Origin of the sequence: Massilimicrobiota sp. SW1139 (assembly GCF_012027715.1) — a bacterium.
Lineage (GTDB): Bacteria > Bacillota_I > Bacilli_A > Erysipelotrichales > Coprobacillaceae > Allocoprobacillus > Allocoprobacillus merdigallinarum.
Genome location: NZ_SJOR01000028.1, coordinates 1 through 23854, shown reverse-complemented (window position 1 = coordinate 23854; position 23854 = coordinate 1). Strand labels below are relative to the sequence as shown.

General features: G+C 32.6%; 23 protein-coding genes. 21 read left to right on the top strand and 2 right to left on the bottom strand.

The window, feature by feature from the left end:
• Positions 1 to 99 precede the first annotated feature (99 nt).
• Positions 100 to 1767 carry a glycoside hydrolase family 13 protein gene (locus tag E0K96_RS11290; RefSeq protein WP_168083266.1) on the bottom strand — a complete coding sequence of 556 codons (1668 nt, stop codon included), beginning with the start codon at positions 1765 to 1767 and terminating at the stop codon, positions 100 to 102.
• 104 nt (positions 1768 to 1871) lie between these two features.
• Between E0K96_RS11290 and E0K96_RS11285 the strand changes: the two genes are divergently transcribed.
• The 11 genes from E0K96_RS11285 (at position 1872) to E0K96_RS11235 (ending at position 11029) form a co-directional block, all read left to right on the top strand.
• Positions 1872 to 2663, top strand: a complete 792-nt coding sequence (locus tag E0K96_RS11285) for a PHP domain-containing protein (RefSeq protein WP_168083264.1) — start codon at positions 1872 to 1874, stop codon at positions 2661 to 2663.
• A 183-nt stretch (positions 2664 to 2846) separates the two neighbouring features.
• Entirely contained in the window at positions 2847 to 3932 is a 1086-nt protein-coding gene (gene serC, locus E0K96_RS11280) for a 3-phosphoserine/phosphohydroxythreonine transaminase (protein ID WP_168083262.1), read from the top strand.
• Positions 3933 to 3937: 5 nt separating this feature from the next.
• Positions 3938 to 5089: a phosphoglycerate dehydrogenase gene (locus E0K96_RS11275; protein ID WP_168083260.1), complete on the top strand. Its 1152-nt coding sequence runs from the start codon at positions 3938 to 3940 to the stop codon at positions 5087 to 5089.
• 104 nt (positions 5090 to 5193) lie between these two features.
• Positions 5194 to 6147, top strand: a complete 954-nt coding sequence (locus E0K96_RS11270) for a putative periplasmic lipoprotein (protein WP_168083258.1) — start codon at positions 5194 to 5196, stop codon at positions 6145 to 6147.
• A gap of 209 nt (positions 6148 to 6356) precedes the next feature.
• Positions 6357 to 6569 carry a FeoA family protein gene (locus E0K96_RS11265; RefSeq protein ID WP_206080727.1) on the top strand — a complete coding sequence of 71 codons (213 nt, stop codon included), beginning with the start codon at positions 6357 to 6359 and terminating at the stop codon, positions 6567 to 6569.
• 35 nt (positions 6570 to 6604) lie between these two features.
• On the top strand, positions 6605 to 6823 hold the full coding sequence (locus E0K96_RS11260) for a FeoA family protein (RefSeq protein WP_168083256.1): 219 nt from the start codon (positions 6605 to 6607) through the stop codon (positions 6821 to 6823).
• A gap of 15 nt (positions 6824 to 6838) precedes the next feature.
• On the top strand, positions 6839 to 9019 hold the full coding sequence (gene feoB, locus E0K96_RS11255; RefSeq protein WP_168083254.1) for a ferrous iron transport protein B: 2181 nt from the start codon (positions 6839 to 6841) through the stop codon (positions 9017 to 9019).
• A 56-nt stretch (positions 9020 to 9075) separates the two neighbouring features.
• Positions 9076 to 9270: a FeoB-associated Cys-rich membrane protein gene (locus E0K96_RS11250; RefSeq protein ID WP_168083252.1), complete on the top strand. Its 195-nt coding sequence runs from the start codon at positions 9076 to 9078 to the stop codon at positions 9268 to 9270.
• Positions 9271 to 9429, top strand: a complete 159-nt coding sequence (locus E0K96_RS11245) for a hypothetical protein (protein ID WP_168083250.1) — start codon at positions 9271 to 9273, stop codon at positions 9427 to 9429.
• Positions 9422 to 9787 (top strand): heavy-metal-associated domain-containing protein, encoded by a 366-nt coding sequence (locus tag E0K96_RS11240; RefSeq protein ID WP_168083248.1) that lies wholly within the window; start codon positions 9422 to 9424, stop codon positions 9785 to 9787. Before E0K96_RS11245 ends, E0K96_RS11240 begins: the two co-directional genes overlap by 8 nt.
• A 495-nt stretch (positions 9788 to 10282) precedes the next feature.
• Positions 10283 to 11029, top strand: a complete 747-nt coding sequence (locus tag E0K96_RS11235; protein WP_087244907.1) for a DeoR/GlpR family DNA-binding transcription regulator — start codon at positions 10283 to 10285, stop codon at positions 11027 to 11029.
• Positions 11030 to 11046: 17 nt separating this feature from the next.
• Here the strand turns inward: E0K96_RS11235 and E0K96_RS11230 are convergent, their stop codons facing one another.
• Positions 11047 to 11943: a glycyl-radical enzyme activating protein gene (locus E0K96_RS11230; RefSeq protein WP_129738315.1), complete on the bottom strand. Its 897-nt coding sequence runs from the start codon at positions 11941 to 11943 to the stop codon at positions 11047 to 11049.
• Between the two features lie 180 nt (positions 11944 to 12123).
• Between E0K96_RS11230 and E0K96_RS11225 the strand changes: the two genes are divergently transcribed.
• The 10 genes from E0K96_RS11225 (at position 12124) to E0K96_RS11180 (ending at position 23854) form a co-directional block, all read left to right on the top strand.
• Complete coding sequence (locus E0K96_RS11225; protein WP_168083246.1) at positions 12124 to 14535, top strand: glycyl radical protein; 2412 nt, start codon at positions 12124 to 12126, stop codon at positions 14533 to 14535.
• A 10-nt stretch (positions 14536 to 14545) separates the two neighbouring features.
• Complete coding sequence (locus E0K96_RS11220; protein WP_087297917.1) at positions 14546 to 15226, top strand: fructose-6-phosphate aldolase; 681 nt, start codon at positions 14546 to 14548, stop codon at positions 15224 to 15226.
• A 105-nt stretch (positions 15227 to 15331) separates the two neighbouring features.
• Positions 15332 to 16984: an FAD-dependent oxidoreductase gene (locus E0K96_RS11215; RefSeq protein WP_168083244.1), complete on the top strand. Its 1653-nt coding sequence runs from the start codon at positions 15332 to 15334 to the stop codon at positions 16982 to 16984.
• 126 nt (positions 16985 to 17110) lie between these two features.
• A complete protein-coding gene (locus tag E0K96_RS11210) occupies positions 17111 to 17956 on the top strand; it encodes a phosphate ABC transporter substrate-binding protein (RefSeq protein ID WP_087297717.1) in 846 nt (281 codons plus the stop codon).
• Between the two features lie 249 nt (positions 17957 to 18205).
• Entirely contained in the window at positions 18206 to 19141 is a 936-nt protein-coding gene (gene pstC, locus E0K96_RS11205; protein WP_168083242.1) for a phosphate ABC transporter permease subunit PstC, read from the top strand.
• Positions 19131 to 19994 carry a phosphate ABC transporter permease PstA gene (gene pstA / locus E0K96_RS11200; RefSeq protein ID WP_087246005.1) on the top strand — a complete coding sequence of 288 codons (864 nt, stop codon included), beginning with the start codon at positions 19131 to 19133 and terminating at the stop codon, positions 19992 to 19994. The genes pstC and pstA overlap by 11 nt, the downstream gene beginning before the upstream one ends.
• 14 nt (positions 19995 to 20008) lie before the next feature.
• Entirely contained in the window at positions 20009 to 20764 is a 756-nt protein-coding gene (gene pstB / locus E0K96_RS11195) for a phosphate ABC transporter ATP-binding protein PstB (RefSeq protein WP_168083240.1), read from the top strand.
• Between the two features lie 45 nt (positions 20765 to 20809).
• Positions 20810 to 21469 carry a phosphate signaling complex protein PhoU gene (gene phoU / locus E0K96_RS11190; RefSeq protein ID WP_087246000.1) on the top strand — a complete coding sequence of 220 codons (660 nt, stop codon included), beginning with the start codon at positions 20810 to 20812 and terminating at the stop codon, positions 21467 to 21469.
• 11 nt (positions 21470 to 21480) lie between these two features.
• Positions 21481 to 22170 carry a response regulator transcription factor gene (locus E0K96_RS11185; RefSeq protein ID WP_087245998.1) on the top strand — a complete coding sequence of 230 codons (690 nt, stop codon included), beginning with the start codon at positions 21481 to 21483 and terminating at the stop codon, positions 22168 to 22170.
• Positions 22163 to 23854: a sensor histidine kinase gene (locus E0K96_RS11180; RefSeq protein ID WP_168083238.1), complete on the top strand. Its 1692-nt coding sequence runs from the start codon at positions 22163 to 22165 to the stop codon at positions 23852 to 23854. Before E0K96_RS11185 ends, E0K96_RS11180 begins: the two co-directional genes overlap by 8 nt.

The window sequence follows — 23854 nt, the reverse complement described above, 5'->3', positions numbered from 1 at the left end:
CAATCCTCCTTATGATATATATTTTATCACTATTTCAAGTGAAATGAGGATTTTTGTGAAAAAGGCTTATGAGATAGAATGTTCTATCTCATAAGGCCTCTATTCAATAAGTAGAATTGTTGCTTGATATGGAGAAAGTTTTAATTGTTGGTTTTGAATATTGACTTGATCATTGGATAAAAGAACTTGAGCTTTTGAAGATAAAGGAAAATGAGTTTCTTTGTTTTGAAGGTTTTGAATACATAAGATTGTCTGTTGATCATCTTGACGCATATAGGCAATCACATATTCTTCGCTTTCTAATGGAATAAAATCACCATATACAAGTGTTTGATGATACAAAGGATTCTGTCTTAAAGCAATCATCTGTTTATAATAAGATAAAACAGAATCAGGATCATTCACCTGTTTAGCAACGTTAATATCTTGATAATATTCATTATTCGCAAGCCAAGGTTGAACATCACTAAAACCTGCATATAACTGTGAATTCCAGCTCATAGGTGAACGGGTATTATCACGGCTACGACGATTGACAAAGTCTAAAGCTTCTTCTTCGCTATAACCTTCCTGTAAAGCTCTACGATATTGAGCATGTGAATTAAGATCATCAAAATCATTGATAGAAAGTCTATGATTATTGATAGTCCCAATTTCTTCTCCTTGATAAATGAAAGGAGACCCCTTTAAAAACATAAACATTTGACCTAAAGCTTTTGCAGCTTTTGGTGTACGTTCTTGAGGGTTACGAATAAGTCTGTTTAAACTTCTTTGCATATCATGATTTTCCAGGAAAGTTCCACACCATCCTGTTTTAAAGATTTCCTTTTGACTTAAAAAGAGCTTCTCTTTGTATTCCTGCATTGTCCAATTTTGAAGTGGGAACCATTCTTCATGTTCAGTAATATCAATATGTGAATAATTAAAATCAAACATCATTGAAAAGCATCCATCTTGACCAATAAAAATGCCTAGCTGATCATAAGGAACACCCACAGCTTCCGCCACTGTCATGCAATGATGAACATCAAATGTTTTTTCTCTCAATTCTTTGAAAAAGACTTCTATACCAGGCTGATTTCTTGTGAATTCAAAACATGATGAGAGCCCATCTGCGCCATCAACAGGACCATTTTGCCAGGATTGATCTTTTTTTATAAAGTTAATAGCGTCAACTCTAAATCCTGCAATCCCTTTATCTAACCACCAGTTAATCATGCGATAGATGTCTTCTCTCATTTGTGAATTTTCCCAGTTTAAATCAGGTTGCTTTTTAGAAAAAGAATGAAAATAATACATATTGTCTTCGTGAGGGACTTTTTCCCAAACAGAACCACTAAAAACAGAACGCCAGTTTGTAGGAGGCTGGTTATCTTGACCTTCTTTAAAAATATAATATTGTCGATAAGGACTATCAGGATTTTTTAATGCTTCCTGAAACCAAGCATGTTCATCGGATGTATGATTAATAACAAGATCCATAATGATTTTGATATCTCTTTCTTTCGCTTTGACAATCAGTTCGTCGACATCTTCCATACTTCCAAAATCAGGATGAATTTGATAATAATCAGCAATATCATAACCATTGTCATCCATAGGAGAACAGTAAATAGGACAAATCCAAAGCATAGTGACACCTAAATCTTTTAAATAATCAAGTTTTTGAATGATTCCTTGAATATCACCGATTCCATCATGATTACTATCTTGAAAACTTTTAGGATAAATTTGATAAACAATTTCTTCTTTCCACCATTGTGGCATATTGATCACCTCTAAAATGATTATATCATGAAAAAATAATTGATGATAAGATTTTACAAATCTCAAATATCTTCATATAATAAATCAAAGGAGTTGATGAAATAATGAAGTATATTGATGGACATATGCATCTAGAAAATGGGCCACTCACAAAAGAATATGTTTTACAATTTGTAGAAGCAGCACATCAAAAAGGATTGGATGAAATTCAGATTTTAGATCATACACATCGTTTTATTGAATTTGAATCCATCTATGAAAGACTCAAACAATATGATGTACAAAAGACATGGTTAGCTAATAAAGACATGAAATTTAAAGATCATTTAAGTGATTTCATTGATTTGATGAAAGATATCCAACAAATGGACTTGCCTGTCAAAGTGAAATATGGATTAGAAGTCTGTTATGTTCCAGAATATGAGAACTTTTTAAAAGAATTATTAGGACAATATTCTTTTGACTTTCTGGTAGGTGCTATTCATTCAATTGATGGTATTTTATATGATATGAGTTTTTCAAAAGATTTATTATGGAACAAATATGATGCCAATGATATCTATAAACGTTATTACGAACTTGTTTTTCAATTAATAGAATCACAATTATTTACCCAACTGGCGCATCCAGATACGATTAAACTTTTTCAAATCTATCCTACATATGATTTGAAGCCAACTTATCAAAAGATGGCCGAGCTTTTAAAAGCACATCATATGAAAGCTGAAAACAATGTGGGATGTTATTATCGTTATCATCATCCAGATATGGGATTATCTCAGGAACTTTTACAGATTTTTAAAGAGAATGGAGTAGAATTGATCTATGCTTCTGATGCTCATCAGCCACAGGATGTAGGCAATTATATTCGTGAAGCAACATTACAGATGAACTAGTAAAAAGCTAGTTCTTTTTTGTTATAAAGATGAATATAGTTTAAAGGATGGGTGATAAATAGATGAAATTGTATACAATTTATACAAAAATAATTACAAATTATGAAAAATTATAAAATCATTTGATAAATTTGTATAAATCATATATAATGACATCAATATTTTAAAAAGGAGGGTGTCGATATGACAACAAAAAGAGTTTATAACTTTTCAGCAGGTCCATCAACATTACCTGTATCTGTATTAGAAAAAATCGCTTCTCAAATGTTGAACTATAACGATAGTGGTATGAGCGTAATGGAAATGAGTCATCGATCATCATCCTATCTTGACATTTTTAATGAAACAAAAGCTATGTTAAAAAAGGTAATGAATATTCCTGATCATTATCAGATATTATTTATTCAAGGTGGGGCGACACAACAATTTTCAACGATTCCACTGAATTTGATGAAAAATGGAAAAGCTGATTATATCATTACAGGATCTTTTTCAAAGAAAGCTGCTCAGGAAGCAAAGAAATTTGGTGATGTGCATATTGTTTATGATGGCAGTGCACAGAACTTTAAACATATTCCAACTCAAGATGAATTAGATATAAGAGAAGATGCTTCTTATGTACATTTATGTTCAAATAATACCATTTATGGTACAGAATGGAAATATGTTCCAGATACACATGGAATACCTATTGTGGCTGATATGTCTTCTAATATTTTATCTCAGCCAATCAATGTGAATGACTATGGCATGATTTATGCTGGAGCACAGAAAAATATGGGGATTGCAGGACTAGGAGTTGTGATTGTCAGAGAAGATTTAATCAAAGACCATCAGGAAAAAATTCCAGTGCTGATGGAATATGATACAATCGCTCAAAATGATTCTATGTATAACACACCACCAACTTTTTCAATCTATGTATTAGGAGAAGTTTTAAAATGGATTGATTCTTTAGGTGGGTTAGAAGCTATGAAAAAAAGAAATGAAGAAAAAGCAAAGCTATTATATGATTATTTAGATCAGTCAGACTTTTATATTGCACATAGTGATCCTGGCAACCGTTCTTTAATGAATGTGACTTTTACTTGTCCTAACAAGGATTTAGATGCAAAGTTTGTCAAGGAATCAGTAGCGGCAGGGATGACGAATTTAAAAGGTCATCGCTCTGTAGGAGGTATTCGAGCTTCTATTTATAATGCGATGGAAAAAGAAGGCGTTGAAACATTAGTTGCCTTTATGAAAAAATTTGAAGAAGAAAATAGGTGATGAAAATGTATAAAATCAAATTAATGAATAAGATTTCTCCTAAAGGAACACAATTGTTTGGAGAACAGTATCTTGTAGGCGAAAATCAAAAGGATGAAGATGGTATTCTTGTCCGTTCCGCAGCTTTGCATGATTATGAATTTCCGCAATCATTAAAAGCCATTGCACGTGCAGGGGCAGGTGTCAATAATATTCCTATTGAAAAATGCAGTGAACAGGGTGTTGTTGTTTTTAATACACCAGGCGCAAATGCCAATGCTGTTAAAGAGTTAGTTTTATGTGCATTGTTTTTATCTTCACGACAGATTGTTGAAGGTATTGACTGGGTCAAAACTTTAAAAGGACAGGAAGATGTTGGAAAACTGGTAGAAAAGGGGAAGAGTCAATTTGTTGGTCCTGAGATTGATGGTAAGAAATTAGGAATTATTGGTCTAGGCGCTATTGGTGTGAGTGTAGCGAATGCAGCTATTAAATTAGGAATGGAAGTGTATGGCTATGATCCTTATATTTCAGTAGATGCAGCATGGGGTATGAGTAAATGGGTCAAAAATGCTCAAAATGTTGATACGATTTTCACTGAATGTGATTATATTACATTGCATGCGCCAAGTACGCCAGAAACAAAAGGAATGATTAATCAAGAAAGTATTCAAAAAATGAAAGATGGAGTTCGTATTCTGAACTTTGCTAGAGCAGATTTGGTGAACTCTCAGGATATTCTAGATGGAATTGCTCAGGGGAAAATCAAAAAATATATAACTGATTTTGCGACAGAAGATATCATTAATCAAAAAGATGTGATTGTGATGCCTCATTTAGGTGCATCTACACCTGAATCAGAAGATAATTGTGCAATCATGGCTGTTAGAGAAATGATGGATTATTTAGAAAATGGAAATATTACAAATTCTGTGAATCTTCCTTCAGTGAAAGAACCACGCACAACACAATATCGTATTTGTTTAATTCATAAAAATGTTCCTAATATGTTAGCACAATTTGCGACAATTCTTGCGAATAAACATATCAATATTGAAAATATGGTCAATAAAGCTAAGGGTGAGTATGCTTATACAATGATTGATACACAAGATATTGCAGGGTTAGAAGAATTAGAAACTTTAGAAAATGTTATTAGAGTAAGAGTGATTAAATAAGGCTAAATCAAATTTTGACTTAGCCTTTTTATTTATAGAAGAGATTATTTTTTTCGCTAAAAGATTCATTTATGGTAAAATATTGTCAAAGGGGACTGATATTTATGAAGAAAATAATTATTTTGCTGGTAGCTTTCATGCTATCAGGGTGCTCTTCTCCAAAATCGACGGAAACAAAAGTGACACCAACACAAACAGAGCTGGAAATGACAGAGGTTTATACAATTGATAATCAGTTGGAATTTGAAATGATAAAAACATCATTAACTGATGAGATTGCACCTGCTAATAAAAATAGAACATATCAATATTTAAAGCCAGCGGATAATCAGCATATTTTTATTGATATTATCGTGAGAACGCATAATTTATCAGAAAATGAGTATGAGTTATCAGATTTATATAGTGGAAAAATTGAATTAAATAATGAAAAACATGATGTTCAGTTGGCTATAGAATCAATCCATTATACACAAATGAGTACTACAGATACTTTAAAACCACAAGAAGAACGCTATATACATCTTTATTGTGAAGTCGCCAAAAATAACACGAAACAACAGGCACAGCTAGCTCTTCAAGTTATGAATCAAAAAGATTATCAATATACTTTTTCTTTAGAAGAAGTACAGGAAGATAATCAAGTGAAGTCTATTGGTGATGTGATAAACTGTTCCAATTCACAAATCACCATATTAGATTGCCAGGAAAGTGAACGTATTGAGCCATCACAAAAAGGATTCTTTTATAGCTATCATCCTACCGATCATGAAGACCAGATTTTTGTTGTGTTGTCATTAGAAATTCAAAATCAATCATCCCTGGATATAGATCCTGCAGAGTATATTTATTGTGAATATCAAATGAATGATGAAATCATTCATTCTCAAATTATTTTGGAGAGTGAGGATCATAAATCAATTTCAGAAAGTGGCAGTATATTAGCGGGACAAACAAGAACGCTTTATTTGGCTATGCCTATTTTAAAAACTCAGGCTGATACAGAGGGGACAATGACATTATTTGTAGAAGGATATACTTTTGAAATTCATCAATAAAAATAATAAACTTGGGGATGTTTGACTTCCCAAGTTTTTAAATACCTATAATTAATTTATTATACTATAAAATATAAAAATAGCTACTTTTTTGCTTGGAGTTATTGACAAATACAGGAAATGGGAGTATTCTATTCATGAGGTTAGATACGACTAACTTATATTTTTAATCAAGAGTTAGCTTTTGCTAATTATAAGAAGGGATGATTATGATGCCATTAACATTGGTTGGTATTGGAGAAGTGAATAGAATTCGAAAAATTGGTGGTAATGAAGAAACAAGACGTTTTTTAGAAAATCTTGGTTTTGTTGCTGGAAGTGAAATTACTGTTTTATCGACAATGAATGGAAATGTCATTGTGAATATTAAAGATTCAAGAATTGCCATTAATAAAGATATGGCACGTCATATTATGGTGTAGTCTTGGAAATGATTGGATTGAAAGGAGAATTGATGATGAATTTGAGTGAAGCGAAAGTGGGTAGTACAGTCACTGTTACCAAAATTGATGGGGATAGTGCTTATAAACGACGTATCATGGATATGGGAATTACAAAAGGAACGGACTTGTATATTAGAAAAGTTGCGCCATTAGGTGATCCTGTGGAAATTACAGTCAGAGGATATGAACTAACTGTAAGAAAAATGGATGCACAGTGCGTACAAGTGAAATAAAGGGGGGATAAGAATATGAATATGAAAATTGCTCTTGCTGGTAACCCTAACTGTGGAAAGACAACGATGTTCAATGCTCTTACTGGAGCAAACCAATATGTTGGAAATTGGCCTGGTGTTACAGTAGAGAAAAAAGAAGGAAAATTAAAAGGGAAGAGAAAAGATGAAGATATCATTATTACCGACTTACCTGGTATTTATTCTCTTTCACCATATACATTAGAAGAAGTGGTCAGCCGTGATTATATTTTAAATGAAAATCCAGATGTTATTATTAATTTGGTTGATGCTACAAATATTGAAAGAAACTTATATTTAACAACACAATTGATTGAAACTGGGGTACCGGTTGTGATTGCTTTAAATATGGCTGATTTATTGAAAAAAAGAAATATTAAGATTGATACAAAACGTCTTTCAATGTTATTGAATTGTCCAATTATTGAAACATCAGCTTTAAAACAGACAGGATTAAATGATTTAATGGATGAAGCAATTAAAGTTGCGCGTAAAAAAGAAGTATCTCTACCAAAAGATATCTTCTCATCTGAGTTAGAAAATGCTATTGCAGAAGTAGAAAAATGGCTTCCTGTTTCTATCAGTGAAAATAAAAAAAGATGGTATGCTGTTAAATTGCTGGAAAATGATAGTAAAGTTGTTGAAAGTATTGGAAATCAAATTCAAGATAGAACTGTTATTGATCAACAACGTGAAGCATTGGAAAAGAAACATGATGATGATATGGAAAGTATTGTCACTGATGAACGTTATCAATTTATTCAAAAAATTATTTCTACAACTGTAAAAAAAGGTGGAGAAAAATTAACAGTATCAGATAAAATTGATAAAATTGTGACAAATCGTATTTTAGGTATTCCTATCTTTATTGCAGTGATGTTTATTGTTTATTATGTATCTGTTACAACTGTAGGAACTTGGGTGACAGATTGGACAAATGATGTCTTTGTTGTGGCCATTCAGGATGCTGTTGGAGGTTTCTTGACAAGTATTGGAACTGGAGAAGTTGTTCAGGGACTTGTCATAGATGGAATTATTGGAGGTTTAGGAGCTGTTCTTGGTTTCGTACCACAGATGGCTATCTTATTCTTATTCCTGTCAATCTTAGAAGATTGTGGATACATGGTACGTATTGCATTTGTTATGGACCGTGTATTTAGACATTTTGGATTATCTGGAAAGAGCTTTATTCCATTATTGATTTCTTCAGGATGTGGAATTCCAGGTATTATGGCATCTAAAACAATTGAACAGGATAATGATCGTCGTTTGACAATCATGACAGCAACTTTCATACCATGTGGAGCTAAACTTCCTGTTATAGCGTTAATGGGTGGTGTGATTGCAGGAGAAGCAGCTGGATATACAGAAAGTTCATTTGTTGCACCAATGATGTATTTCTTAGGTATTGTTGCTGTACTGGTTGCTGCTATTATTTTGAAGAAAACAAAACCATTCTCTGGAAAACCTGCACCATTTGTTATGGAATTACCACAATATCATATTCCATCTGCCAAAACAGTTTTATTACATGTATGGGAAAGATTAAAAGGATTTATTATTAAAGCAGGAACAATCTTGTTCTTAGCTTGTGTTGTGATGTGGTTCTTAGGTGCATATGGATTTGTAGATGGACAATTTGGACTAGTAGAGAGTGGCGATAGTTTATTAGCAATGATTGGTGGATTGATTGCTCCAATCTTTGCACCACTTGGATTTGGAAACTGGCAGGCAGTGGCTGCTTCGCTTTCAGGATTTACAGCGAAAGAAGCGATTGTTTCAACAATGGGATTATTGGCGAATGTTGCTGGAGATGTCGAAGATGCAGTCAATGTTGCTCAAGGTGTCCAAGCATGGTTCCCTACAACTTTATCTGCTTTATCATTCTTGATTTTCAACTTATTAGATTCACCATGTCTTGCGGCTATTGCAACTATGGCTCAACAGATGCAATCTCGTAAATGGTTCTGGTTTGCCATCATTTTCCAAAATGTCTTCGCTTATGTTGTATGTTTATGTATTTATCAGATTGGAACATTCCTGATGGGAGGAGCCTTTGGAATCTGGACTGCTATTGCATTTGTCTTAGCAGCTGTGATATTATTCTTATTGTTTAGACCTGATCCATATAAAAATCAAAAAGTTTATTCAAGAAGATCGGTTCAAGTGAATTCATAATCAAATAACTGGATACCTTGGTGTCCAGTTTTGACATATCAAAGGAGTTGAAAAAAATGGCAGATATAATTGTGCTTATATTGATAATAGGATATTGTGGATTTGTCATTTTTCAGCGACATCGTCAAAAGAAAAATGGGGCGCAAAATGGTTGTCATGGAATATGTGATGGATGTAGTGGGTGTGGAGATTTGAGTCATTTAAAAGAAACATATTTTGCTGATAAAATGAAAAAAGAAAGGAAATTATAGATGGGTAATTCAACAGGTTCAATGTTTTATATGTTCATCATTGTGATTGGTGTTTATATTATAGGAATGTTAGCCTTTCTAGGATTTCAACAAATAAAGAAGCGTTTGAATAAGCGTCGTGATTTAAAGTTCCAGGAAAGAAGGGATCGTCATGGTTGATGCCATTATTATCATTATTGTGATTGTCTTATTAGGATTTGCATTAAAAGGAAGTATCAGACACTTTAAAGGTGAAGGAGCATGTTGTGGTGGAAATCATGAAAGTTTAGATATGCAAGAAAAGAAATTGACTTCACCTGTTATTGGGAAGAAATTATTAAAAATTGAAGGAATGCATTGTGATCACTGTGCCAAACAGGTCATGGATGCTATAAATAAGATTGATGGAGTTAGTGCAAAGGTTGATCTTCAATCACAGACAGCGACGATTTTCTATGATCGAGAAATCAATGATAATGAACTATATCAGGTTGTAGAAAATGCTGGTTATCATATTCAATCAATAAGTTGTTCATAGAAAAGTATTGAAGAGGATCATAATCAAGAGATGTTATAGATGATATGTTTTATAACATCTTTTTTAATATGTTTTGATAGCTGAATCAACAAGGAAAACAATGAATTTATTGATTAAAAAATCATATAAACTATTGACAAATTTATTATATATAGTATACTGATTATAGAGTTAGTTAAAGCTAACTATTAATAATATATAGAAGTTAGCAAATCCTAACCGATATATCTAAGCGTGTAAAGATATATAAAGAATAAAAGAGGATATGAATGATAGAAATAGTTGCCCTCATACTCCTATTCATCGTCATTTTAGATTCAAAAGCCAGATTAGATCTAGACATACTTGTAACTATGATATATTCTATCCTTTAACAGACACATTTTGTGTATGATAAAAAGTAATCTTCGGATTACTTTTTTTCTTTGGTATATAAAGTTGCGTTTGAAAGTTGAATGTGATAATCTAAATGTTAAGGTGATGAATATGAAGAAAATGGAATTGCGTCATACAAAAATATTGGAGTTATTAACTGAAAAGAATAAAGTGGATGTTACAGAATTATCTCAAAATCTTGGTGTGTCACAAGTGACAATACGTAAAGATTTGGATATGCTAGAGAAAAAAGGATTGATTGTTAGAGAACATGGCTTTGCGACATTGAATGGACAGGATGATATGAATAATAGATTAGCCTATCATTATGATATTAAACAACAATTAGCCAAATCAGCTTGTCAAATGATTGAAGATGGTGAAACAATTATGATTGAATCTGGTTCCTGTTGTGCCTTACTGGCTCAAGAAATTGCTTCAACAAAAAAAGATGTTACAATTATTACGAATTCTTCTTTTATTGCTGATTACATTCGTCAATATTCTCAAGTCAAACTGATTTTACTTGGCGGAGAATATCAAAAAGAAGCACAGGTTGTTGTTGGTCCAATGACAAGACGTTGCGTTGAAGCGTTCTTTGTTGATAAGTTTTTTATTGGTACAGATGGTTTTTCAAAAAATACGGGATTTACTGGAAATGATTATATGCGTAGTGAAACAGTGCGAGATATGGCTCGTCAGGCTGCTCATGTGATTGTTGTGACAGAGTCTTCTAAGTTTCAACAAGTAGGTTTAGTCAATTTATTGCCCACACAAGATGTTTATTGTGTTGTTACAGATGGAATGATTCCTCAAGAAAGTGAAGAATATTTACAAAGTCAAAATGTAATTGTCAAAAAGGTATAATAAAAGGAGCAATGCTCCTAAATAAAACAATCTAAACCTTCATCAATAAAAATTTGCTGATAATCTTTTAAGTCCTCATTATGGAGGGCTTTTTGATTTTTATAGGTATATTCTTTATTCAACATGTCATATTTTTTTTCACCAAATTGATGGAAAGGCAAGAGTTGCACACGTTTTAATCCAATCTTATGTAACATTCCAGCAAGTCCTCTTGCATCTTCTAAAGAATAATTGAAATCAGGAATGACAGGGATACGTGGTAATATGTCTATACCCTGTTGAAAAGCCCAGGTTAAGTTTTTTATAATCAGTTCATTATGAACGCCAGTTTTTAAGAAATGTTGTTGACTGTCGTGGTGTTTGACATCAAATAATAAAAGGTCAAACTGTGGGGCTAAATGTTGAAATGTTTCTTCTGGAACATATCCTGTCGTTTCAATTGCAGTATGGATATGTTCTTTTTTTAATGCCTGAATGAGTGCTTCAACGAATTGGGGTTGTCCCATACCTTCACCACCAGAAATCGTCACGCCACCTTGAGATTCTTCATAAAAAGGAAGATCCTGTTTGCAGATACGAACAATTTCATCAATGTCTTGATACTCTCCTTCACATGATAAAGAATGTGAAGGACATTGTTGAATGCATTGTAAACAACCAATGCATTGATCAAAATGAACATGGATATATCCATCCTGAAATGAGATTGCTTGTTGAGGACAAGTTTTTACACAATGGCAACAATGTAAACATGTGTCGTGATGACATAGAATCTGTATATTTTCATTTTGTGATTCCGGATTAGAACACCACTCACATCTTAATGGACAACCTTTTAAAAAGACTGTTGTACGGATACCAGGGCCATCATGAATACTAAATTTTTGAATATTAAAAATGATACCTTTTGTCATAGTCATTCTCCTTTTGACTATATGTTATCACAAATGTTTTAAATAGTAAATAAATAAGTTTCAAATGAAATATAATATGTTTTTATTCAAATAAATATTGACTTTAATTAGATATATGTTAAGATATATTTGAAAATGAAACACATAAAACTTTCAAATGAAATAAAAAGGAGAAGAAAAATGAAGAATGTTGAACATTTTGGTGATTTAACACCACGTATGAATCATTTTAGAGAAGCTGTATTGGATAAGAAACCTTATATTGATGCTCAGCGTGCATTGCTTGTGACAGAAGCTTATGAGAAATATAAGAATCAGACACCTGTCATGAAACGTGCCTATATGTTAAAAAATATATTGGAAAAAATGTCTATTTATATTGAAGATGAAACTTTAATTGTAGGAAATCAGGCTTCGTCAAATAAAGATGCACCGATCTTTCCTGAATATACAATGAAGTTTGTTATGGATGAATTAGATACATTTGAAAAACGTGATGGAGATGTTTTCTATATTACAGAAGAAACAAAAGAAGCTTTACGTTCTATTGCGCCATTTTGGGAAAATAATAATCTAAGAGCTAAAGGTGAAGCTTTACTTCCTGAAGAAGTCAGTGTCTTTATGGAAACAGGATTTTTTGGTATGGAAGGAAAACTGAATTCAGGAGATGCTCATTTGGCTGTTGAATATCAAAAAGTCTTAGAAATCGGTTTAAAAGGTTATGAAGACAGAGTTTTAGATATCAAAAATCATTTGGATTTATGTGTTCCTGAAAATCTTAATAAATATCAATTTTATAATGCAGTATTGATTGTTATTGAAGCAGTCAAAACATTTGCAAAGCGTTTTAGTGTTCTAGCAAAAGAAAAAGCTAAAAAAGAAACAGGAAAAAGAAAAGAAGAATTATTGGAAATCAGTCGTATTTGTGACAAAGTGCCTTATCAGCCAGCTCAAACATTTCATGAAGCGATTCAATCAGTATGGTTTATTCAATTGATTTTACAGATTGAATCTAATGGACATTCGTTATCATATGGTCGCTTTGATCAATATATGTATCCTTATTTAAAACATGATTTAGATAACAATATTATCACAGAAGATGAAGCAGTTGAATTACTGACAAATTTATGGATTAAGACTCTCACAATCAATAAAGTCCGTAGTCAGGCTCATACATTTTCAAGTGCTGGAAGCCCAATGTATCAAAATGTGACAATTGGAGGACAGACAACAGATAAAAAAGATGCGGTGAATCAATTATCTTTCTTAGTTTTGAAGTCAGTAGCACAAACAAGATTGCCTCAGCCAAACTTAACGGTGAGATACCATGCTCATATCAATCAGGAATTCTTTGATGAAGCTATTGAAGTGATGAAATTAGGAACTGGTATGCCAGCCTTTAATAATGATGAAGTGATTATTCCTTCGTTTATTGAAAAAGGTGTCAAAGAAGAAGATGCTTATAATTATTCTGCAATTGGTTGCGTGGAAACAGCAGTGCCAGGAAAATGGGGTTATCGTTGTACAGGTATGAGTTATATGAATTTCCCAAGAATTTTATTGATTGCGATGAATAATGGGGTGGATATGACTTCTGGAAAACGTTTTGTAAAAGAATGTGGTTATTTTACAGAAATGAAATCTTATGAAGAATTGATGCAAGCATGGGATCAGGTAGTCAGAGAATTAACACGTATGAGTGTGATTGTTGAAAATGCAATTGATTTAGCTTCTGAAAAAGATGTTCCTGATGTTTTGTGCTCAGCCCTTACTGAAGATTGTATTGGTCGAGGAAAGACAATTAAAGAAGGTGGAGCTGTCTATGATTTCATTTCAGGATTGCAGGTAGGTATTGCGAATATGGCTGATAGTCTGGCAGCAATTAAGAAACTTGTCTTTGATGAAAAGGAAATCACTCAACAACAATTATGGGATGCTTTAGTCGATGATTTTCAAAGTGAAGAAAGTCAAAGAATTCAAAGAATGTTGATTGAAGAAGCGCCTAAATATGGCAATGATAATGATGAAGTGGATCAGTTGGTCGTTGATGCCTATGCATCTTATATTGATGAAATGAAAAAGTATCCAAATACGCGTTATGGTAGAGGGCCAATTGGAGGTATTCGTTATGCTGGAACATCCTCTATTTCCGCTAATGTAGGGCAGGGATTTGGAACGATGGCAACACCAGATGGCAGACATGCTCATACACCATTGGCAGAAGGATGTTCACCAGCGCATAGTTGTGATAAAAGTGGTCCAACAGCGGTCTTTAAATCTGTGTCCAAATTACCAACTCATGAAATTACGGGTGGTGTTTTATTGAATCAGAAAGTAACACCACAGATGTTATCAACAGAAGAAAATAAACAGAAATTAGAAATGTTGATGAAAACATTCTTTAATAGATTGGAAGGATATCATGTTCAATATAATGTTGTGTCTAAAGAAACTTTAATTGATGCTCAAAAACACCCAGAAAAGCATAAGGATTTAATTGTGCGAGTGGCAGGATATTCAGCTTTCTTTAATGTGTTATCAAAAGCAACACAAGATGATATTATTGGAAGAACAGAACAAAGTTTATAGGGAGAAGATTATGGAATTTATTATTGATACAGTTGATTTAGAAGAAATTAAGGAAGCTGTTGCTTATATGCCTATCGTAGGTGTTACAAGCAATCCTTCTATTGTCAAGAAGACAAGCCCAGAGGATTTCTTTGCACATATGCGAGCAATCAGAGATATTATTGGAAAGGATAGAAGTCTTCATATTCAGGTGATTTCTAAGGATTGTCAAAGCATGGTCAAGGAAGCACATAGAATCCTTGAAGAAATAGACAGACAGGTCTATATCAAAGTACCAGTATCTTATGAAGGAATCAAAGCAATTAAGATGTTGAAAGAAGAAAACATTCATGTCACAGCGACAGCTGTCTATGATTTGATGCAGGCTTATATGGCACTGGCAGCAGGGGCAGATTATATTGCGCCATATGTCAATAGAATTGGAAATCTAGGAGCAGATCCAATGGAGCTCATCAATGAATTATCAAATCGTATTGTCATGGATGGATATGATACAAAGATAGTCGCAGCATCATTCAAAGGAGTGCAGCAAATTAGAGATGCATTCAATTATGGAGCGCAGTCTATTACAGCACCAGTAGAGATCTTGAAACAGATTTTCAAGAATCCAAGCATAGAAAAAGCAGTAGACGATTTCAATGCCGACTGGTATAGCATGTATGGTGAAGGTAAAGGAATATGTGATTTATAGAGTCATCAGGTATTTTATGAAAAACTCATAAAATGCCTTTTTTAGTGCACGTTATTTTACTTTATATCAAAAGTTCTTTACAATAAAAATAGGAAGGTGAAGATAATGAAAGTTTTAATTATTGGAGGTGTAGCTGCTGGAGCCACAACAGCTGCCAGACTGAGAAGATTAAATAAAGATGTAGAAATGATTGTTTTTGAAAAGGGAAATTATGTGTCTTATGCCAATTGTGGATTACCTTATTATGTGTCTGGTGAAATTCAAGGTAAAGATGATTTACTGTTGATGACACCACAGTTATTTTATGATCGTTTTCAGATTGATGTCAGAGTGACGAGTGAAGTCACAGCGATTCATCCTGAAAACAAGAGTATCTCCGTTTATAATCATATGACAGGAGAAACTTATGAAGAAAATTATGATCAGTTGGTTATTGCGACAGGATCATCGCCTATTCGATTGCCGATTCCTGGAATTGATCATCCTGATATTCAACAATTATGGACAATTGATGATTTTGAAAAAATACGCCAAAAAGTGGAGCTGGAAAATATTCACACAGCATGTATTATTGGTGGAGGCTTTGTAGGGATTGAAACAGCTGAAAATTTAAAAGAATTGAATGTAGATGTTGATGTTATAGAAAAAGGACCACAAATCTTAAATAATTTAGATTTTGAGATGGTTCAGCCCATACATAAATATTTAAATCGAAAAGGTATTCATTTATATTTGAATACAGAATTATTAGCTTTTGAAGATCATCAATCCAAAATACAAGTCAAAACGAACTCTTTTACAAAAAGTTATGATTTGGTCATTCTTTCAGTCGGTGTAAAGCCACAAAGTGAAATAGCTAAAAAAGCTGGAATTGACTGTAATGCAAGAGGTGGTATTGTTGTAGATGAATATTTAAAAACAAATATTCCAGATATCTATGCAGTTGGAGATGTGATTGAAGTTGAACATTATATTCATCATCAAAAAACAATGATACCTTTAGCAGGTCCGGCTAACAAAGAAGGTCGAATTCTGGCAGATAATCTGGCAGGATATCCTCAAAAATATCTAGGATCATTAGGAAGTAGTATTATTAAAGTTTTTGAGATGGCCGCAGCAAGCACCGGCTTCAATGAAAAACAATTACAGGCTCAAGGTTTACATAGACATCAAGATTATGAAGTGGTTATTATCCAACAAAAATCCCATGCAGGATACTATCCTGGAGCCAAGCCACTGACAATAAAGGTGATCTATGACCTTGAACAGAACATATTAGGAGCACAGGTTATAGGTTATGAAGGCGTTGATAAACGTATTGATGTGATTTCCACAGCTATTCATTATCATGGGAAAGTAACGGATTTAAAAGATCTTCATATCGCTTATGCTCCACCGTTTGCTTCGGCTAAGGATGCAATCAATATGGTAGGATATGTCGCTGAGAATATGCAAAATGGTTATATACAGTTGGTGCTGCCTGATGAATATCAACAAATCAAAGATCATGTCATCACATTGGATGTCAGAGAAAACGATGAAAGAAAAGCTGGATATATTGAAGGATCTTATCATATTCCATACGGTGAATTGATTCATCGTTATCAGGAAATAGATCCAAAACAGACCGTTGTGATATATTGTGCAGTTGGAGTCAGAGCTTATAATTGTGCCAGAATTCTGATGCAAAGAGGATATCAGAAAGTTTATGTGTTAAGCGGAGGCTTAGGATTTTATTTAGATTATTGCTTCAAATAATCATGTGCTTTTACATAATCTTAACAAATTTTATACAAAAATATGATTTTTCCACCATTTAAAAAGATATACACTATGTTTGTCAATAAAGACGAATGATAAATGATAAAAAGGAAGGGTTAAAATATGAAAAAATTCGGAGCTTTATTATTAGCATGTGTATTAAGCTTTAGCTTGGTAGGATGCGGAAATAATGATGGAGGTAGCGATGCGGCTGCTTCAGGAAGTGGAGATGTGAGTGGAACTGTTGCTTTAAATGGTTCAACATCAATGGAAAAACTTGTTAATGGATTAAAAGAAGGTATTGTAGAAACTTATCCAAATTTACAATTAGAGCCACAATTTACAGGTTCAAGTGCTGGGGTTGAAGCAGTAACAAATGGAACTGCTGATATCGGAGATGTATCAAGAGCTTTAACTGATGAAGAAAAAGCAGGTGGTTTAGTAGAAAATATTGTTGCTTTAGATGGTATTGCAGTTGTTACTGATACAGCGAACACAGCTACAAATTTAACAACTCAACAATTAAAAGATATTTACACTGGAAAAATTACTAACTGGAGCGAAGTTGGTGGAGCTGACCAAAATATCGTTGTTATTGGACGTGAAAGTGGTTCAGGAACAAGAGATGCATTCGAAGAAATCTTAGATATCGCTGATCAATGTCAATTAGCTCAAACATTAAATGAAACTGGAGCAGTTGCTGCAGCTGTACAATCTACACCAGGAGCAATTGGATATATTTCATTAGATGCATTAAATGATAAAGTTAAAGCATTACAATTAGATGGTGTTGCACCAAGTGAAGAAACAGTAAAAGATGGTTCATATACTTTACAAAGACCATTCGTTATGGCCACTAAAGGTGAAATCAGTGAACAATCAGCACAAGTTCAAGCTGTATTTGAATTCATTAATAGTGATGCAGGACAAGAAGTTATCTCATCTGTTGGTTTAGTTTCAGCAAAATAGTCTTTTAAGGGGCATAGGATTATGCCTCTTTTTTTGTATAAAAATAAATTTTAAAGTTATACTGTTTGTAAAGAAAAAGTAAAGAAATAAATGTAAAAAAACATCGAAAATCATGGATTAGATACATAGAAATTTAAATATTTTACATAATCTTAACATTTTTTATACAAAATATTGCTATTTCTTTTACATGAAAAGATATAAACTAGCATTGATTTGTGGAGCTATATATAAAAGAAGGGGTTAAATATGGAAAAGAAGATGATATCTATTATTGCAAATAGAAAAACAAAATCAATGGTAGAAAAAATAGCATCTATTATTTTTACTTGTTGTGCTGTTGTTTCTATTGTAGCTGTTGTTGGGATTACAGCGTATATGTTTGTTTCAGGGACGCCAGCTATTTTTGAAGTTGGATTAACTGAAATTTTATTCAGCAATGTATGGGCACCAACTGCGGCTGATCCACATTATGGTATTCTTAATATAATCTTAACATCAATTGTTGGGGTATTCTTTGCGATTTTGATAGGAGTTCCTATTGGAATTTTAACAGCTGTCAACTTAGCTGAAATTGCTAATCCAAAAGTGAGAAATATTGTAAAATCAGCAGTTGAATTGTTAGCAGGGATTCCATCAGTCGTCTATGGACTTTTAGGAATATTAATTATCAATCCATTAATGTATCAATTGGAGCTGGCTATTTTTGCTGGGTCAAAAACACATCAGTTTACAGGTGGAGCCAATTTGATTTCAGCTATTTTGGTTTTGGCCATTATGATTTTACCAACTTTAATTAATATTACGGAAACATCATTAAAATCAGTACCAGATGATTATCGTAAAAGTTCTTTGGCGCTAGGTGCAAGTCAAATGCAGACAATTTTTAAAGTTGTTTTACCAGCTGCTAAAAATGGGATTATGTCAGCGGTTGTTTTAGGAGTTGGTCGTGCGATTGGTGAAGCTATGGCTATCTTGCTTGTGGCAGGGAACTCAGTCAATTTCCCATTACCATTCAATTCAGTTCGTTTCTTAACAACTGGTATCGTTTCTGAAATGGGATATGCTTCAGGAACACATCGTGAAGTATTGTTTACAATTGGTTTGGTATTATTTATCTTTATTTTAGCAATTAACTTGATATTAACATTTATTTTAAAACGAGGTGGAGAAGATGGAAAATAGTATTTTTGATAAAAAAAGTAGATTAAGTGATAAAGTCTTAAGTTTTCTTATTCAATTATCCACTCTCATTTCTGTTGGTCTATTGATTGTTATTATTGGTTATATATTAATAAGAGGTATTCCAAGCTTCAATTTTGGATATCTTGTCAATACAACAAGTGTATTAAAGGATACAGTAGGGATTTTACCTAATATTATTAATACAGTTTATATGATTGTTGTGACATTATTGATCGCTGGTCCTATTAGTATTGGGGGAGCAATCTACTTAAATGAATATGCAACAAATAAGAAATTTGTTGAAATCATTTCATTTACAACTGAAGTTTTAGCTGGTATTCCATCTATTATTTATGGTTTATTCGGTATGTTGTTTTTTGGAAATTTATTAAAATTAGGGTATTCTATTTTAACAGGGGCCTTAACATTAGCTATTATGATTTTGCCAATCATTTCTAGAAATACACAGGTTGCCTTGCAGGCAGTACCAAAAAGTTATCGTGAAGCAGCACTAGGAATTGGAGCGACAAAATGGTATATGATTCGTACAGTTTTATTACCAAGTGCGATTCCTGGGATCTTAACAGGTATCATTTTGGCAATGGGAAGAATTGTTGCTGAATCTGCTGCATTACTATTCACTGCAGGAAGTTTAGCAACATTACCTAGAGGGTTATTTGAACACTTATTCTCAAGTGGTGGAACTTTAACAATTCAACTTTATCTAGAAATGGCAAAAGCGAATTATGATGTTGCCTTTGTCATTGCATTAATTTTAATTGTTGTTGTGTTAGTATTGAATTTCTTAGCAAAATGGATTTCTAAAAGATTTGATGTCAATAAAATTGATTAAGGAAGGTTAAAAAAATGAGTGTAAAAATTAGTTCTAAAAATTTAAATCTTCATTATGGAGAAAAACATGCATTGAAAGATGTGAATTTAGATATTGTAGAAAATAAAATCACAGCATTTATTGGTCCTTCAGGATGTGGGAAATCTACATTTCTTAAGACTTTAAATAGAATGAATGATTATGTAAATAATGTTAAAATCGAAGGTGAAATTACATTAGATGGAGAAAATATTTATGATCCACGTGTTGATACAACAGTGTTACGTAAAAAAGTAGGGATGGTTTTTCAGCAACCTAATCCATTTCCAATGAGTATTTATGATAATATTGCTTATGGACCAAGAATTCATGGTATTAAAAATAAAAAGAAATTAGATGAAATTGTTGAAAAAAGTTTAAAAGCAGCAGCTTTATATGATGAAGTTGCAGATCGTTTGCATACATCAGCACTTGGTTTATCTGGTGGACAACAACAGCGTTTATGTATTGCAAGATGTTTAGCGGTAGAACCAGAAGTCATTTTATTGGATGAACCAACAAGTGCCTTGGATCCTATTTCTACATTGAAAATTGAAGAGTTATTAATGGAATTAAAAGATAAATATACAATTGCAATTGTCACACATAATATGCAGCAGGCATCACGTATTGCTGATTATACGGCTTTCTTCTTAGTTGGAGAAATGGTAGAATATGGTGAAACAAAGGACATTTTCTCAATGCCTAAAGATAAACGTACAGAAGATTATATTACTGGTCGTTTTGGTTAAGAGTTGTGTTTTGCAATAAAAACAAATATAATGGAGGTATGTAAAATGATGAGAAAACTATTTGACGAAGAATTAGAAAAGTTAAATGTTGATTTAACAAAAATGGGGCATCTTGTAGAAGTTGCTATTGAAAATATGATTGATGCTTTTAAACATCAGGATAAAGCTCTTGCAAAAGAGATTATTACAAATGACCGTTTAATTAATGATATGGAAAGAACTGTTGAATCAAGAGCATTTAATTTGATTTTACGTCAACAACCTATCGCAACAGATTTAAGAAATGTGACAACAGCTTTAAAAATTGTTACTGATTTGGAAAGAATTGGGGATCAGGCTGCTGATATTGCAGAAATTATTATGAATTTTGAAGGTGAACATGCTTATAAGACTGTTGAGCATATTCCGACAATGGCTAAAAAGGCTAAAATTATGGTTCATGAATCTATAGATTCATTTATTAAAAAAGATTTATCTACTGCACGTTTAGTGAAAAGCATGGATGATGAAATTGATGCTTTGTTTGAAGAAGTGAAACAGGAAGTTGCAGAAATTATTAAAGAAAACAGCGAAAGAATTGATTACTGTATTGATTTCTTAATGATTGCGAAATACTTAGAAAGAGTTGGAGATCATGCAGTCAATATCTGTGAATGGTTAGAATTTAATCAAACTGGTTCAGTGAATGATCAAAGATTGATTTAGGAGGGTTAACAATGAACGAACGTATTTTTGTCATAGAGGATGATGAAAATATTCAGGAGATAGTTAAACTATCTCTTGAATCTAATGGTTATCAGGTTACACTATTTGATAATGCTATTGATGCTATTATAGAAATAAAAAGAGAGGCACCAGATTTAGCTATTTTTGATGTGATGTTGCCACAGATGGATGGGATTTCTGCTGTCAAAAAGATTAGAGAAACAAATACAGAAATGCCTATCTTGATTTTAAGTGCCAAAGATAGTGAAATTGATAAGATTCATGGCTTAGATAGTGGTAGTGATGATTATATGACAAAGCCATTTGGTGTATTGGAGCTTTGTGCTCGCGTTCGTACATTATTAAGAAGAGTTCATCCTAAATCAAAAGTTTTAAGAACACCATCCTTATCTATTGACAAGTCAACACATGTGGTAAAACATCATCAAGAAACTATGGATTTAACACATAAAGAATATCAATTGCTTGTTTATTTAATAGAAAATAAAGATCGTGTTGTCGAAAGAGATGAATTATTAAATAATATTTGGGGATATGATTTTATTGGGGAATCAAGAGCATTAGATGTTCATATTCGTTCACTTCGTAAGAAGTTAAATGATGATGGAGAAAAATATATTAAAACAATTCGTTCGGTGGGTTATCGTTTTGTAGAAAAAGAGGAGGATAAGTATGACTAAATCTATCCTCCGTTATTTTATTGTGATTCTGGTTGTTGCATTATTAAGCAGTTGTGTGATTTCTGGAGCACTGTTATCTAATAGCATTTTAGATACAACTGAACACGATATGCTGTATTCTTTAAAACTGATTGATTATGCCTTGGATTATCAGCAGCCACTTGATGGACAAATTGAAAAGTTAAATCCCTTGGCATATAGTGATGATACACGTATTAGTGTGATAGATCTTGAAGGTAATGTTGTTGCTGATACGGCAAAAGATTCTATATCTGAAAATCATTTGAATCGTGAGGAAATTCAGGAAGCTTTAAAATCCAGTGAAGGATATGCTCAAAGAAAATCTGAAACAACAGGTGAGGATACACTTTATGTAGCTTTATATAATCATGAAGACTATATAATTAGACTGGCTATTCCTTATCACGGTATTACTGATTATTTAGGTTCGTTAATTCCAGCTTTTGCAGTAAGCAGTATTATTTCGTTTTTAATTGCGTTTATACTATCACGTAAGCTGGCAGTGACAATCTCTAAACCTATTATTGAAATTAGTGAAAGTCTTGATCATATGAGTAAAGATTTTAGAGTTGATTTAAAGGATTATGATTATCAGGAATTTAATGTGATTGTAGACACGATTTATAATTTATCACATCGTTTACGTAAATCTATGCGTCAGGTCAAACTGGAACGTATTAAAATAGATGAAATTTTAAAACAAATGAATGAGGGATTTGTTTTATTGGATGAAGACTATAAAATTTTAAGTATTAATGAAAAGGCAATATCTATATTAGGAGATATGAAAGTACATGATCGTATTTTAGATTATCTTTATTTTCCTGATATTATACAAGCTTTACAAAATAATATTACAAAACAACAGGTTGAGCTAAAAATAGATCATAATATTTATGCTTGTTATATTTCGCGAGTTGATTTTGGGACAACTTTGCTTTTCGTAGATATTACGGCATCGAAAAAAGCAGAAAAAATGCGTAGTGAATTTTTCTCTAATGTTTCTCATGAATTGAAAACACCAATGACATCTATTAGAGGATATAGTGATTTATTGGCTCAAGGTGTTGTCCAAAATGAAAGTCAAAAACAAGTTATGTTAGAAAAGATTCAAACAGAAGTTGATAGTATGTCACGATTAATTAATGATATATTGATGCTGTCAAGATTAGAAAGTATGGATATTGAAGCAGAAATGATGCCTATTAAAATGCGAAGTATCGTGGACGAAGTTTTAGAAAGTTATGAAGTAGAAATAGCGAAACATGATATCCATATGGAATATTCTTTTGAAGATATGGTGTATATAGGAAATCATCAACAAATCTATACATTATTAAACAATATTATAGGAAATGCCATTAAGTATAATAAAGATCATGGAAGTGTCTTTGTGGATATTGAAGCGCAAGGCGATGGTATGAAAATTGTTGTCAAAGATACGGGTATTGGTATTCCACTTGCAGATCAGGCACGTGTGTTTGAAAGATTTTATCGTGTGGATAAAGGAAGAAGTAAACAACGTGGAGGAACTGGACTTGGTTTGGCTATTGTTAAACATATAGTATCGCATTATAAAGGTACGATTTCATTGAAGAGTGAATTGAATATAGGAACAACGATTGAAATTGTTTTACCGCAACAAAAAAGAACTGAATCTTAG

Bases quoted from the DNA above. Each gene is read 5' to 3' on its own strand.
- E0K96_RS11270 (WP_168083258.1), top strand. From the start codon at position 5,194: ATGAAGAAAATAATTATTTTGCTGGTAGCTTTCATGCTATCAGGGTGC.
- E0K96_RS11180 (WP_168083238.1), top strand. From the start codon at position 22,163: ATGACTAAATCTATCCTCCGTTATTTTATTGTGATTCTGGTTGTTGCA.
- E0K96_RS11220 (WP_087297917.1), top strand. From the start codon at position 14,546: ATGGAATTTATTATTGATACAGTTGATTTAGAAGAAATTAAGGAAGCT.
- E0K96_RS11240 (WP_168083248.1), top strand. From the start codon at position 9,422: ATGGTTGATGCCATTATTATCATTATTGTGATTGTCTTATTAGGATTT.
- E0K96_RS11210 (WP_087297717.1), top strand. From the start codon at position 17,111: ATGAAAAAATTCGGAGCTTTATTATTAGCATGTGTATTAAGCTTTAGC.
- pstC (WP_168083242.1), top strand. From the start codon at position 18,206: ATGGAAAAGAAGATGATATCTATTATTGCAAATAGAAAAACAAAATCA.
- E0K96_RS11250 (WP_168083252.1), top strand. From the start codon at position 9,076: ATGGCAGATATAATTGTGCTTATATTGATAATAGGATATTGTGGATTT.
- E0K96_RS11185 (WP_087245998.1), top strand. From the start codon at position 21,481: ATGAACGAACGTATTTTTGTCATAGAGGATGATGAAAATATTCAGGAG.
- E0K96_RS11260 (WP_168083256.1), top strand. From the start codon at position 6,605: ATGAATTTGAGTGAAGCGAAAGTGGGTAGTACAGTCACTGTTACCAAA.
- E0K96_RS11215 (WP_168083244.1), top strand. From the start codon at position 15,332: ATGAAAGTTTTAATTATTGGAGGTGTAGCTGCTGGAGCCACAACAGCT.
- pstA (WP_087246005.1), top strand. From the start codon at position 19,131: ATGGAAAATAGTATTTTTGATAAAAAAAGTAGATTAAGTGATAAAGTC.
- E0K96_RS11230 (WP_129738315.1), bottom strand. From the start codon at position 11,943: ATGACAAAAGGTATCATTTTTAATATTCAAAAATTTAGTATTCATGAT.
- E0K96_RS11265 (WP_206080727.1), top strand. From the start codon at position 6,357: ATGATGCCATTAACATTGGTTGGTATTGGAGAAGTGAATAGAATTCGA.
- feoB (WP_168083254.1), top strand. From the start codon at position 6,839: ATGAATATGAAAATTGCTCTTGCTGGTAACCCTAACTGTGGAAAGACA.
- E0K96_RS11285 (WP_168083264.1), top strand. From the start codon at position 1,872: ATGAAGTATATTGATGGACATATGCATCTAGAAAATGGGCCACTCACA.
- serC (WP_168083262.1), top strand. From the start codon at position 2,847: ATGACAACAAAAAGAGTTTATAACTTTTCAGCAGGTCCATCAACATTA.
- phoU (WP_087246000.1), top strand. From the start codon at position 20,810: ATGATGAGAAAACTATTTGACGAAGAATTAGAAAAGTTAAATGTTGAT.
- pstB (WP_168083240.1), top strand. From the start codon at position 20,009: ATGAGTGTAAAAATTAGTTCTAAAAATTTAAATCTTCATTATGGAGAA.
- E0K96_RS11225 (WP_168083246.1), top strand. From the start codon at position 12,124: ATGAAGAATGTTGAACATTTTGGTGATTTAACACCACGTATGAATCAT.
- E0K96_RS11275 (WP_168083260.1), top strand. From the start codon at position 3,938: ATGTATAAAATCAAATTAATGAATAAGATTTCTCCTAAAGGAACACAA.
- E0K96_RS11245 (WP_168083250.1), top strand. From the start codon at position 9,271: ATGGGTAATTCAACAGGTTCAATGTTTTATATGTTCATCATTGTGATT.
- E0K96_RS11290 (WP_168083266.1), bottom strand. From the start codon at position 1,767: ATGCCACAATGGTGGAAAGAAGAAATTGTTTATCAAATTTATCCTAAA.
- E0K96_RS11235 (WP_087244907.1), top strand. From the start codon at position 10,283: ATGGAATTGCGTCATACAAAAATATTGGAGTTATTAACTGAAAAGAAT.